The organism is Dyadobacter pollutisoli (genome assembly GCF_026625565.1).
GTDB classification, from domain to species: domain Bacteria; phylum Bacteroidota; class Bacteroidia; order Cytophagales; family Spirosomataceae; genus Dyadobacter; species Dyadobacter pollutisoli.
Window position 1 is genome coordinate 1,086,203 of the sequence record NZ_CP112998.1, and the last position, 13,520, is coordinate 1,099,722.

Sequence of the window (13,520 nt, forward strand, 5' to 3'; positions counted from 1 at the left end):
CATTCAACGATCAATACATTTTTGCAAAATATGCGTAAAAAAGAAAGAACGCAAAAATGCTGGGCGACATTGGAGCCCAGCCTGTCATTCCATAGATTACATAAGCAATCAATACTCCGACTAGCGTTGAAGAAAATATTCTGTTTGAGCCGGCGGCAATTTGATTCTTGGCATTTATGATTCCACCCAAAAGAAAGTATACCCATAATATAAAGCCGACTATACCAGTTTCAGCTAAGACTATCAAATGACTGTTATGAATTGGGTTGTGGAGATAGAATTCATCTGCCGTAAAAGCCTGAACAATTCCGAAATGCTTTGTAATGTATCCTAAGTGTGCATTTAGACCTACTCCCAAAAACGGAGAGTCAGTGAATATTTTAAATGCCATGAAAAAGTGAATCATTCGATTGTCGTATTGACTACTGGCATCTGACTCTATGAAGGATGAACTAAATGGGGAAAGGAAAATCAGCCAATAAAGTGCAAGGGTAGATGGAATGACAATTTTTAAGATATTGCCTAGCGAGAATATGTTCTTTTTGGAATTTTTGTATATATAGTATGTGCAAAATGCAACTAGTATTAGCGCGATAAAACTTGTTCTGGAATAGGTGAGAATTACCGTCGCTACACAAGCAGCAATTAACAACGTACTCATTCGGCGCTGAAAACCAGATAGATAACAAGAAAGAAAAAATGACATGGACATAATTGTGTACAATGCCAAATTGCCCGGATGTTTGAAGAAACCAACGGCTCCAACTCGACTACCTAACCGAGTCGCCCAAACTTCACCACCTTCATGGAAAAGATTCGTTACAGCGATTATATTCAATAACGGAAAGCAAATAGCTAGAAAAAGTTGAGATATTGTTAACCATTTTAGGCCATCAAACGCACCTATTATGATCATATCTTTTGTCATTAGCCTGCTAAATAGGTAGAACAGAAAAATGTGAGAGGCGAAAAATATTAGAAAAATTAGAGTCGCATTATTGGCTACGCTATATGGATTGAAAAACGAAATTACGATGAAGAGAAATGTAATAGAAACGAAATTATACTTACTATCATATTGAATTTTTTCATTCTTCCATTTTAGGGAAGCAAAAATGAATACTGCAATAACTAATGGTAAATATATAACCACCGTCGATCCGAAAGATCCGTACGCAACATTTGCGTTGTATGAGGTTAACCCTTTGGTAATTTCTAGTGGTGCCAAAACAAGAAATAGACTCACGAAGATATAGTTCCTATTTCTCCCGGTTGTTAACAAAATTAAATACCGAAAGGCATAGACAAAAATGACCACGTACCCTAGCTGAATTCCCATATATTGTTTGTCATTGTCTGAATTACAAATTTTGCCCTATATAAGAGATTCCCTTAGATCGGTAATCTCATAATGTAGACTGCTGTCTATATTATTTAACACATCTTCCTTCGATAGTGTAAATTGATCTATTGAAGATAACGTTTTTAAAATTGCTTCTTTTGACTTCGATTTTCTATAAAATTCAACGGAAAGTATATCTCCGCTTAGTTTTTTGATTGTTGAATTAAGAAAGGTTTTTTTATAAAAGGGTACATGAGAAACTGGTGTGGCAAATTTTTGAATCGAATAGAGCCAGTCATTCCATTTGAAATCGGAAACATGTTTTCCCTCGTGATGTCCCGCTGAGAATGAAAACCTATGCCAGGGGACGCGGAATATGTCTGCCAGAATCGCTCCATGCATCGCCTCAGTTATTAATAATTTAGATGCTGCGATTTCTCTAAGCGTATATTCAACTCCATCATCAGTGCAATGAGATGAAATGTAATTATAGCCCAGCTTATGACACAAAGCCTTCCAATCAAAATAGCTTTCTGATTGGAAGTATGGCATTAAGCTCACCTCGTACTTTTTGGGTAGATTCAGAAACTCATCAAAATTTGGTATGTGTCTTATTGCATAGGCAGCATCAGTAATGTACTTATACTGGTTGCCTAGGTGATAAGAAGATAGGGGGCCTCTCAAATACCTTATATCCCATTTCGAATCTATTTTTAATTCATCATAATCTATAGATGGTCTTACGCCAGATCCAAAAACTATTTTTTTCTTTTCCGAATCTAGATTTCTAATTAGCCCTATGTTTTTGTTGAGTATAGACCCAATTCCTAGAAAGTAACTATCATTTTCATCGGTATTTTCTGTCAGAAATAATTTAGGCCATAGCCAGCCATTCAAATCATCGCCGAAATTGCCGTTTTTTGTTTTATAATAGACGTACTCCATGAGTTGTGTTTAGACGCTGCGGCTAGTGGTGAAAGAAGTCAGAGATCGTACTTTATCAAATAACTTATTAAAAATAGCGACTTCACTCTTATCGAAACCAAACAGGATAAGAGATAAAATAAAACCAATTGCTGACAATATGCCAGTAACTATAAAGCGAAAATCAAATTTGAGCAGCCACAATGATCCCAGACAGATAATACACGAAATCAGGGAAGGGAGCAGTTGAGGGTAAATCACATGTTTAATATAGGTCATCAATTTGAGCCCCAATAGCTTGTTCGCAAATAATAACCTACAAATACAAGCGATTGCCTCCATCGAGCAATAGCTCGCTAATACCCAGAATGCGGGTTTTCCCAAATAAAGAAGGTAATATGCTATCGGTAGGTTAAGAATTAGAAGCGTACCGACCAGAACTTGGTACAATTTGATATTTCCTCGAGCTTGAATTGCTGATTGTAAACCGACTGTCAGTTGATTGAACAATGTACCTAGTAAGATAAGTTGGCAAAAGGTACTTGATTGTTTCGGTGGATCTTTAAGCCAAAATACCAATATATTATTCATTTCAAATATACAGGGAATCCCTATCAATGCGAGCAATATAAAGCCATATTTGCTAGCAATCATTGAAAGCCGTAGCATTCTATCCCGATCGCCAGCACCTTCACTCTTCATAATCTGGGGGTTTATCGTTCTTAGGAGAGTGGCTGAAAAGAAATTTAATTGCGAGCTTACCTGGCTGGCAATGCCATAGGCAGCATTGACTACCGTTCCGAGAAATAGATTCAATATTATAGCCAACCCCTGTGTTCTCCCTAATGAGCAAACTGCGCCAAAAAGGTTCCACCCGGCGAACGAACTAAGCTCTTTAATAAGCCTCGTATTAATCTTGAAAAGACCTTCCAATGTGCAGTCTTTGTATGATTTAAAACAATAGATTGCGTACATTAGTAGGCTAACTACACTTAGCGAGGCGGTTAGTATTCCATAGATCACTAATTTATCTCCCGAAAGTTTATATAGAAGAAATGCAATCAACAGTCTCAATAGCGCTTCCACAATATTGACCAGGGCTACCCAAAACATGTTTTCATGAGCTATCAACGAACCTGTGAATGGGACCGATATAATTGTAAAAAATACGGTTACAGACATGAAGTGATAAACAGTTTGAGCTGCATCAACCCTATCATTTGCGATATTTAAAAAGCCGTCAAAAAGGTAAACTCCGGCAATTTCCAGGCTTAGTACTATCACAGTTCCTATAACAACATGCAGCAAAAGGGAGTTTGTGAAAACCTTTTGCTGCATGACAAAATCTTTCTTTCCTTGATAATAGGACAAATATCTCTGAGTAGAGGTTGCCATGGCAGCATTCAAAAATGAAAGCATCACAATAATACCGGCGATCAGATTAAAGATGCCAAAATCTGTACTGCCTAATGCATTCAAAACAAGTCTTGTAGCAAATAAGGAAATACCCACAGTGAGTAACATCCTGCCATACAATATTCCGGTATTTAAAATTACCTTATTTGAAGCCTTCACAGAATTTGATTTATAAATTGCATTTTGTTGACAGTCACAAGTATAATTACCCAGCTAGAATCTTGGGTTCGTAAAACGTTTGGAACCATGCTGCAAACTCAGCTATGCCTTCCCTTAAGCCTACTTTAGGAGTGTAATTTGTAATTTCTCTCAGTTTTTCTTGACTAGCCCATGTTCTTGGTACATCTCCTGCTTGCATTGGCAAATAGTTTTTGACAGCCACTCGCTCTAAGCCCCTTTCAAGCTCATCTATAAAGGCCATCAAGTTAACCGGAGAGCCATTACCGATGTTAAGAACTCTGTATTTGGAATTGCCAGTAAATTCGGTTGTGGTAGTTCTAACTACGCCAGTAACTATGTCGCCAACATAAGTAAAGTCCCTCTCCATTTCGCCATTATTAAAGACTTTGATCGGCTTTCCTTCCGTAATAGCCTTAGCAAACAACATAGGAGCCATATCAGGTCTTCCCCAGGGTCCATAAACGGTGAAGAATCTTAAGCAGGTTATCGAAAGTTTATATAAGTCACTGTAAGAATGTGCCATCAGCTCATTACTTTTTTTTGTCGCCGCATACAGGCTAACGGGAGTATCAACCTTATCTTCTTCTGAAAACGGAATCTTGGCGTTCGCTCCGTAAACTGAGGAAGATGATGCATGAACAAGGTGGCGTGGAGGAAAATATCGGCAAGCCTCAAGAATATAATGGAATCCTAAAATATTTGACTGAATATATACGTCTGGATTTTCAATAGAATAGCGTACGCCTGCTTGCGCCGCTAAGTTGATAACGTAGTCAAAATTTTGAGCTTGAAAAAGACTAAATAATTGCTGTTTATCTTCTAAGTTCATTCGCACAAATGAATATGAAGGATTCAACTTGCTTCGTATAGGCTGGTACCATTTGATTTCGTCCTGATCAATGCCCGCCTGCTTAAGTCTTGCATATTTAAGTTGTGGAGAATAGTAATCGTTTATATTGTCAAGTCCTACCACTTCAAAACCATCTTTAAGAAGTTGGTTGACGGTGTGAAAACCGATAAATCCAGCACTTCCAGTTACTAAAACTTTCATAGTTGAGTATGTTACAATTTATCAATGATTGTTTCCTCATATTTGATAGGTCCTCTATCAATATATCTCCAAAGTAATTTTGGGAAACTAATGTTAGATGAAAAGTTGACTAATCGGACTCAAAGCATTTTACCCAATTGTATATTTTTTCACCAAAATGAATTAACCTTCAAGCAGATGAAATAGTAATTTCGTAAAACAGCGCTTTGGGAGTATAGTTAGGTACCTACCAAGACAAACTTTGTTAGTCTGCTGCGATATTATACGCTAGCGATGATTTCTGCATTAAAAGTAAGTCGGCAAAACAATTGACCTACTTAGCGCAGATGCTAATTTATTAAGGGCGAAACTGAGCAAAACCATCCAAGAACCCTAGTCTGCTATTCACACCAAATTAAATGTTGAAGAAAACACAAATCCAGGTCTGTCGAGAAGCTTTAAAAGAGAGCGGATTTTCATAATTTTTCGTTGAGTAAGTTTTTTATTGGTAATTAACTTTAGTTTTTCTTCGTCAATGGAAAAAGTCGAGGCAGAACATTATTCAGACTGATGAACCTATTTGATTTATTGTCATTTAGGCTCATCATATGTCTAATTTCGTTTTAAGAGCTTTTTTAGCTTTGAACCGACGTTTTGGCTCTTGTTATCAGACTCTTCCGAATAATAGCCGTATCCGTATCCACCATATCCATATCCACCGTATCCATAACCATATCCATATCCAGCACCGTAATTAACTCCATTAAATATTACGGAAAGGTTTGCGAAGCGCCGTGCTCTTTGTAAGTCTCCAATTCTTTTCAAATGATCCAGTAACGTGTAGTTAAAACGGACGATGTAGAGGGTTGCATCCACATGTTCAGCTATAAGCGCAGAATCAGTAACAAGTCCATATGGTGGCGAGTCAATCAAAATATAGTCATATTGTGTTCTTAATTGACCCAAAAGGATAGGTAATTTCCCATTGCTTAGTAATTCTGAGGGATTTGGAGGGATAGGGCCGCTAGTCAAAACATCGAATTTTGGATGGACACCAGTCGATTGTATGAAATCCTCATAATGCCCTTGCCCAATCAAGCAGTTCGACGCTCCGAATTTATTTGGAACCATTAATCGTTCATGAAGCGTCGGTTTTCTTAAATCAAGACCAATAAGCAATACTCTTTTATCCGAGTATGCTAAACTGGCAGCCAAATTAATACTAACAAAGCTTTTCCCTTCACCTCCGATAGATGAGGTTAACATAAGAATCCGGCAACTTCCATCACCCAGATACTGTAAGTTTGTTCTTAATGCTCTAAATTGCTCAGCGACAGCACCCCTACTAGTCATTTTAATGATTGACTCTTCACCAGGTTGCCCTTTCACAACCGTTTTCATTTCACCTATTTCTCCAAGAATTGATGAATGAGTTATTTTTTCGATCTCCTCCCTACGTTGAACTGTGTTGTTCAACATGTAAAGAAGGTTAATAAGAAGAAATGGAATTATCAAGCCAGCTGCCATAGCTCCAGACCATATAAAAAGTTTTTGTGGCTTTATAGGTTTAAAAGTAGCAATTGGTGCATCTATCAATCTGCTGTCAGTAACCGTAGAGGCATACGCTAACGCAGTTTCTTCTCTTTTTTGAAGCAGGTAGAGGTATAGCTCTTCCTTAATAGACTGCTGTCGTTTAATTCCAACAAACTCTCTCTCCTTTTTTGGTATACTCCTTAAACCTGCGGAAAATCTGGTGTTAATTCCTTCAAGATTTCTCTTGGTTACTGCCATCCCACGTTTAAGGTTTTGAACGTTTTCGCGAATTGATTGCCTAGTGCCCGCTAATTGAGTATTAATTGTCTGAAGTAAAGGGTTGTTCGGTGAAGTGGTACGAGCATATCGTTCCCGCTGTAGTTCGAGCTCGTTGAATTTGGTAAGAAGCGAGACAAGCACAGGATCATCGATCATATAGGTAGCTGGTGCCACGGCACCTTCTCCTGCATTTTGAATATAATTATCAACGCTTTCAAGAATGCTGATTTTTGTATTAACCTCATTAAGCTTCGAGTCATTTTCTTTGATATTTTCAAGAAATAGCTGTGACTCGGCGCTAATATCGGTAATTCCTTGATTCGTTTTGTAAGACTCAACATCCTTTTCAACATCACCAAGCTCACCTGTTATCAGGCCCAGCCTGTTTTCGATAAATTTTAAGGTGTTGCTTGCTTCACTATTTTTATCGGCCAAAGATGACTGTACGTATACATCCAACAGTTTGTTTAGCACGTCTTTTGATCGCTGAATATCTGAGTCTTCGTAATTCAGCTCTAATACCGTACTTTTAATATTCGGTTGCTCTACCGATAAGCGATTTAGCATGTTTTCTGCCAGATTTTTGGCATCCGTGAATTTGACAGAAACATCTTCATAATCGGAACCAACCCCCTTAGTAACTACAAAAGCGCCCCAGGCATTATTAAATCGCTGATTAAAGGTAAAGATTTTGTCTTCATCATTGAACCGGAAGTGGGTACTGTCTTCCATATGAATAACTAATGGCTCTTCCAGTGCAAACGGCGTCACCACTTCTGCCTTGATATTTACAGGACTCCTTTTATAGAGACTTACTGTACGCAATCCGTCTTTGGCAGTGTAGGATACATCCAGATCAAGTTCTTTGATAACTTGTTCCATTAAGGTTTGAGACTTAATAATCTCTAATTCATTTTCAACAAGTTTATTGCCTCCAAATTGGGTACTTAGCTCCGATAAAATATCTCCTTGAGCCCCGCTTAGACCTTTATTTTCATCCTTAATTAAGATGCTTGTCTTTGTCTTGTATATGGGTTGTGTTATTTGAAGATAGAAGAACGCCAAGGTTAATGACAAGAATAAAAATATAGGGAATAAATACCAGTACCTCAGATATCTTCCTATATATTCATTAAGACTGAAGTCCTGATCCTCGTTGGAGAAATCGGTAGATGCTATTGTTGAGTTTTGACCATTCATGATTTGTAGACCTCCTATAATGAAGTGAATCGACTTCCTATTTAGTGAAATTCAAAATTAAAATGCCGAGTGTCCCCACAGCAGCTGCAATAGAGGTAACTATAGGAACTAATTGAACATTTCTATCGGTGGCGTTGATCCGCGTTTTTATCGGTTCTATATAAATTATATCGTTTTTATGAACGTAGTAATAAGGGGAATTAAAAATGTCTCTTTTAGTCAAATCAATTCTTGCATAACTTCTAATTCCATCCTCTTCTCTCACAACCATCACATTATCACGCTTTCCAAAGATTGTAAGATCTCCTGCCAAGCTCAAAACCTCAGGCAATGTTATTTTTTCGTCAGGAATCACATATATCGACGGTCGAGCCACTTCACCTAAAACTGACACCTTAAAATTGAGATTACGAACGATCACGGACGGCTCCTTAAGAAAGTTTTGTAAGCGCACCCGTATTGAGTCTGCAGCGTCGGTAGTCCGCAACCCCTGAACATTAAGCTTTCCAACCAGAGGTATCTCAATAGAACCATCTGAATTCACAAGGTATCCTAAAGGCTGTACTCTTGCTCCGCCGGCAGTTGTCGAATAGTTTGTACTAGCTGTCGTAAAGACATTTGGGGTGTTAAATACTTCGTTAGCCTCAGAATTTAAACTTCCGACTATGATGGATAAAATATCATTTGCCTGTATTGTAGGCGTATATTTCTGAGTAATATTTTGGGAAGAAAATTGCAGAGAATCGCCTTGGAAATATACAATTGACTTTGAGGATATACATGAGGAAGCTCCCCCGAAAATCGCTAAATAAACTAACGTTGCGCCGAGGGAAATCTTTGTTAATTGTTTGGGGTGAAATTTCATAAACAAATGATGTAGTAAGAACGTTGAATATAAATGGCTGCTTTTGCCTGGTATAGCTAAAATTTTACAATAGAATAGAATCTTGCCAAATTTTTTGAAGACGTTACGATGATGATACACGGCACCAAGCTTTATTTGATATTCTTAGTTATGTGCAATTATTCAATATTCGTTCGTCTGGACAAATATAGAATAAATTCAATTAGCATCATTAAATAGTTATAAGTTTTTTATTTCCAAATGAGTATTTGGTCAGCCAGTTGTTTTTATTTGCCTTTTGTATCATTTCAAGATGTTGTATTTTATGGGCGTCAGTGCCAATGAATGTTATCAAGTTGTTTTTTAAAAGCCACTCGGCCATCTTAGCAATGTTCTCACCATAGTAACCAGTTAGTGACAAGATGTTTACTTGTAGTTCGCAGCCTTGATCGATTAACTTTTTATAAATTGAGGGATCAGAATAAAAATAGGTGTAACGTTCCGGATGTGCTAATACTGGCTGGTAGCCTCTTGATATAATAGAAAATAGGTTTTCGGAAGTATTAAGTAGAGGGGTTGAATATGGCAATTCTACCAATAACCGATTTCCAGGCAGTGTTAGAAGTTCTTGGTTTTTGGAGAGAAGCTCGTTAAAATGCTCATCTATAAAATATTCGGCCGCTGCGTCAATTTGAACGTGAACGCCAGCCACAAGGCATGCGCGACGCACTTCTTCTAGTTTTTCAAGAATTATGTCCGGCGTATTTCGATAACAATCCCACATCACATGGGGCGTTGTAACGACATGCGAGTAACCCAAATCCTGCATCTTGCGAACCATTGCTACAGCCTGATCAATCGTTTCAACGCCATCGTCAATACCAGGAAGAATATGGGAATGTATGTCTATTCCGATATGACCCAGATTAACTTCTGTCTTTTTCTTTGTGTCAAATAACCAGTTGAGCATGTTGCGTTGGCTTTTTTGTGACTAAACGTGTTTCACACAAATGAAGCCGGAATTTTGTTTTTCGTAAAGTTGTGCAAATTTAATATAAAAAAAAGTAGGCATTGCAGAATCTTATGTGGAAAATTTATCGTTAAGGGGAAAAGAGGAAAATTGCACTATTCTTTTGTACCATTCCTGTATGGAGCAGCAGTTAAAATGTCAATCAAAACTCATATGCAACCAGCTCTTAACTGCATTTTCCTAATTTTAAGCCACTCAGCAGAATGGAATTGCTCGCCATCTTCTTCGAAACAGTTTGAATTTTAGCTGAGAAATATGAGCTTCTTGTAGCATTATTCTGAGTTGGTTAGTGAAGTTTTTTTTCGTGTACGGGAAACGGAGTAATTTTTAATATTTCAAGAACTATTAACTGGAACAAATATTGTTAGATGAGTGTCGTGTTTGTCTTGCTTGTATAGCGTACGCAAGTCGCCTATCTATAAGGAGCCTCTGGCGCAATTAATTGAAAGACTTAGAAACTACGAACATTAGGCCCGTCGAATTATTAAGCAATTTCCCGTAATCGAAAGCCAGTGTGCCTCCAACCTCCCAGTTGTTTTTCAGTTTTCTTCGATTGTCTAAATAAGCGGAGAATTGATCAACTTCTTTAAATAGCCTTGTGTCGTGGGTGCCAAAGTTTTTAGAAAAGGAGAACTTTGCAAGTGAGCTCCATCGTCCAAATGACAAATCCATCCCCAGGTGGACAGCTGCCACTCTATTATTAATAAAAAAATTTCTGTCAATTGAATATTGGCCTGGCGCAGCGTTACCAGCCTGCGTAATGAACGGAGTGCCAAGCCCTAGACCTTTGTATGACCAACCCTCGGTATAAAGGTCGTGATTTAAATAGTTTTCATTGCCCGTTGTTGTCGGTTTAGACCACGCTTCACCTGCTTGATTTTTTGAGTAAAGAAACTCAAACACAAACCTTTTCCAATAAAAATTATTTACATGAGGCGCCTTATTCTGCAAAGTTAAGCCATTAATTCCGTCAGCGATATTGGCTAAGTGATAAAGTCCTCCGACTTCGTAGAAATTCTGTCGGTAAACGCCAACTCTAATATTATCAAAATCATAATCTATCCTGAAATCAATGTTGCCGGCGTGGTTTCCAACTTTGCTTTGAGCCCAGTTTTTGCCAAATACCACAGACCAGTATTTTTCCCAACCTGTTAAGATGAAAGATTCGAATATTTCAGCCTCATGCCCCCAGAAGGCTTGGTCGTTGAAACCACCATAGAGCTTCAGTCGCCATTCAGGCTTACCAATTCTTACGTAGAATGCCTTTTGATGGAAGTATGTTACTGCATGATCAATTCTTTTAAACTGAATTCCTTTATCTCCCAGCCAGCCTTGCGCGTACAATCCTTTAATCGCAAATATTTCTCCAAAAATAGGGATGGGATAGAATTCGGGTATAGCGATTTGAATTTTTGGGATGCCTAACGCGTTGCCAGACATGGCGTAATTTCCTGTTGTCAAAAGAGTATCGGTAAGACCGAAAAATTCTTTCATCCTGCCACCTTTTAACTCGATAACTCCGAGTTTCGCCTTGGCATAACCTTCTACGAGAATCGCTTCTGAACCTTTGCCTGCATTTAGTCTACCCTCAATTCCAGCGCCCCAATCTGCAAATCTTGCTTTTGTAGTATCATAATCCTTGTGGATTGAACCTATCAGGCTTACAGATGGGCCGGTAAGAGGAATACTTCCGTATTGTATACTCCTCATCCAAAAAGGAACTTGATCGTCGGAAGTAATTGAGGCTATACCCTTCAGGTTCGTCCTAAAGTATCGAGTCTGTGAAAAAACACAAAAATGAAACAAAACGAAGAAGAGCGTAAGTGATATTTTTTTCATTAGGTTGAGTAAGATTCCAACTTCAAATATAATATGTTCAAATCAAGTATTCAGTAATGGAATATAAAAATAGCACAATTCGCCGTTAGTCACTTCCCCGCAAGCGCCTCCTGGTGCCTCCACAAGTCCTGAAAAACTGTACTATTCCTGCGGAGGTCGGCGAATGTACCCTCATCTGCAATATGCCCGTCACGGAGGATATATATGTAGTCGAATTTGGTTAACAGATGGAGGCGATGTAGGGTGGAGATTACCGCCTTCCCGGAAAATTCTGCAAACATATTATCATAAATCAATGCTTCGGTTTTAGGATCGACGCTGCTGGTCGGTTCATCTAGCAGTACAATATCACTACTTCGGGCGGCCAGAATTCCTCTCGCCAATGCCAGCCTTTGCTTCTGACCACCTGAAAGGTTTACTCCCTTTTCCTGGATATTGGATTGTAGCCCGTTTGGTAGTTTCTGTATTACCTCCGCAAAATGGGCAGTTGCGCATACCTGCAAAATATCCTGCTCTTCGAAAGGCAGGCCCAGTGTTATATTGTATTCAATGCTGTTTTCAAATATTTCCGGGTCTTGCGGGAAAAGGGTTACCTGATCGGCGAGCATAGCAATATCAGCAGACCGGCCATCGATGCTCACTGCGGTGCCTTCTTCAGGTTGGTAGAGGCCCCGCAAGAGAGCCAGCAATGTACTTTTCCCACTTCCGCTTTCTCCTATAAAAGCCACGTGTTGGCCCCTCCGTATACGAATGTCAAGGCTGTGCAGGCTATGGGCCCCTTTTTGACTGTCGTAGGTTTCACCGTGGGAGAAATTCAGATTGCTGATATGAATTTCATTCCAGTTGGATGGGAGGTCCTGGGAGGCTTCGGGGCGATGCTGCTGCTCGTAGGTCTCTCCGATGACCCTGGCTGTTTGTACCTCGGTATTATAACGGATAATTTCGGTATACTGCCACGCAATGTCCTGAAATACGCTGGTGAATTGGTTCACATAACTTAAAAGAGTCACCAGCCCACCCACCAGGAAAACCTGGCCGGGAATGTAATGCTGGTATACATATCCAACGGTCACGACAATGTAGATAATTGCGATAAATACGCTGGCGACAAACCATTTCCATTCGTTGATCGATACGGACCTGCGAAAGGGAGGAAATACTTCGCTAACCTTTCCCATCAGACGGATCTTCATCCGTTTTTCCAGGCGCAATGTGATAACAGTAATGATGTTGGAAAGGCTGTCGAATAAGGTTGAAGAAACAATGTGCTCTTTTTCATTGGTTTCGTCGAGTGCTTTGATGAAGGGCTTATCGAATTTAAAAATGACCCACACATTAATGATGCCAATCAAAACGCCAATGGCTCCGAAAATGGGTGAAAACCATAGAATAGCGATGAATGAGAAGACGAATTTGGCAAAGGCATGCAGGAACATAAATCCGTTCTGAAAGAAATCCCTTAACGCTTCATAGGCCTTCCTGATCCGGTTAATGGTCGCTCCGCTGTGATGGTCCTGATGCCATTTGATCGGCAGATGTAGCGCCTGATGGTACATTTCATCCAGGAAATTTTTGCTCAAATCAAAGGCCAGTTTGCGCTCCATGATCCTGGCAGGACCGTGAAAAGCCCATTCGGCCAGCATCAATGCAAAATAACCACCCGCATAAAGCCATACATTGTCAAGGGCTGCGTCGGGATCTTTTTGAAATGACTGTATAAACCAGCCGTACAATAGTGGGTTCATGGCCAGCACAATATTGGCCATCACGAACATACCATAAACAAGTAGGTAACGTCTGCGTTGATGACGGGCGTAGCGCCAGGCGGTGGCTAAAAGGGATATATAGGGGTTCTTCATGGCTCAATCTTTCAGGCTGTCAAAGATACCGCAATAATATAATC

General features: G+C 39.3%; 9 protein-coding genes. All 9 read right to left on the reverse strand.

Features of this window, described 5'->3' with window-relative positions; all coding sequences use genetic code 11:
- Positions 1–10 precede the first annotated feature (10 nt).
- Positions 11–928 (reverse strand): O-antigen ligase family protein, encoded by a 918-nt coding sequence (locus ON006_RS04525; protein ID WP_244825011.1) that lies wholly within the window; start codon positions 926–928, stop codon positions 11–13.
- A 447-nt stretch (positions 929–1,375) separates the two neighbouring features.
- Positions 1,376–2,287, reverse strand: coding sequence for a polysaccharide pyruvyl transferase family protein (locus tag ON006_RS04530; RefSeq protein WP_244825013.1), 912 nt, complete (start codon positions 2,285–2,287; stop codon positions 1,376–1,378).
- 9 nt (positions 2,288–2,296) lie between these two features.
- Positions 2,297–3,841 carry an MATE family efflux transporter gene (locus tag ON006_RS04535; protein WP_244825015.1) on the reverse strand — a complete coding sequence of 515 codons (1,545 nt, stop codon included), beginning with the start codon at positions 3,839–3,841 and terminating at the stop codon, positions 2,297–2,299.
- A gap of 46 nt (positions 3,842–3,887) precedes the next feature.
- Positions 3,888–4,913: an NAD-dependent epimerase/dehydratase family protein gene (locus ON006_RS04540; RefSeq protein WP_244825017.1), complete on the reverse strand. Its 1,026-nt coding sequence runs from the start codon at positions 4,911–4,913 to the stop codon at positions 3,888–3,890.
- Between the two features lie 591 nt (positions 4,914–5,504).
- The gene (locus ON006_RS04545; protein ID WP_244825018.1) at positions 5,505–7,904 is read right to left on the reverse strand and encodes a GumC family protein; all 2,400 of its coding nucleotides are present in this window, start codon (positions 7,902–7,904) and stop codon (positions 5,505–5,507) included.
- 37 nt (positions 7,905–7,941) lie between these two features.
- Entirely contained in the window at positions 7,942–8,769 is an 828-nt protein-coding gene (locus ON006_RS04550) for a polysaccharide biosynthesis/export family protein (RefSeq protein ID WP_244825025.1), read from the reverse strand.
- 211 nt (positions 8,770–8,980) lie between these two features.
- On the reverse strand, positions 8,981–9,718 hold the full coding sequence (locus tag ON006_RS04555; RefSeq protein ID WP_244825027.1) for a tyrosine-protein phosphatase: 738 nt from the start codon (positions 9,716–9,718) through the stop codon (positions 8,981–8,983).
- A 498-nt stretch (positions 9,719–10,216) separates the two neighbouring features.
- Positions 10,217–11,617: a capsule assembly Wzi family protein gene (locus ON006_RS04560; RefSeq protein ID WP_244825029.1), complete on the reverse strand. Its 1,401-nt coding sequence runs from the start codon at positions 11,615–11,617 to the stop codon at positions 10,217–10,219.
- 89 nt (positions 11,618–11,706) lie between these two features.
- Entirely contained in the window at positions 11,707–13,476 is a 1,770-nt protein-coding gene (locus ON006_RS04565) for an ABC transporter ATP-binding protein (protein WP_244825030.1), read from the reverse strand.
- Positions 13,477–13,520 lie beyond the last annotated feature (44 nt).

Bases quoted from the DNA above. Each gene is read 5' to 3' on its own strand.
- ON006_RS04525 (WP_244825011.1), bottom strand. From the start codon at position 928: ATGACAAAAGATATGATCATAATAGGTGCGTTTGATGGCCTAAAATGG.
- ON006_RS04530 (WP_244825013.1), bottom strand. From the start codon at position 2,287: ATGGAGTACGTCTATTATAAAACAAAAAACGGCAATTTCGGCGATGAT.
- ON006_RS04540 (WP_244825017.1), bottom strand. From the start codon at position 4,913: ATGAAAGTTTTAGTAACTGGAAGTGCTGGATTTATCGGTTTTCACACC.
- ON006_RS04545 (WP_244825018.1), bottom strand. From the start codon at position 7,904: ATGAATGGTCAAAACTCAACAATAGCATCTACCGATTTCTCCAACGAG.
- ON006_RS04550 (WP_244825025.1), bottom strand. From the start codon at position 8,769: ATGAAATTTCACCCCAAACAATTAACAAAGATTTCCCTCGGCGCAACG.
- ON006_RS04555 (WP_244825027.1), bottom strand. From the start codon at position 9,718: ATGCTCAACTGGTTATTTGACACAAAGAAAAAGACAGAAGTTAATCTG.
- ON006_RS04560 (WP_244825029.1), bottom strand. From the start codon at position 11,617: ATGAAAAAAATATCACTTACGCTCTTCTTCGTTTTGTTTCATTTTTGT.
- ON006_RS04565 (WP_244825030.1), bottom strand. From the start codon at position 13,476: ATGAAGAACCCCTATATATCCCTTTTAGCCACCGCCTGGCGCTACGCC.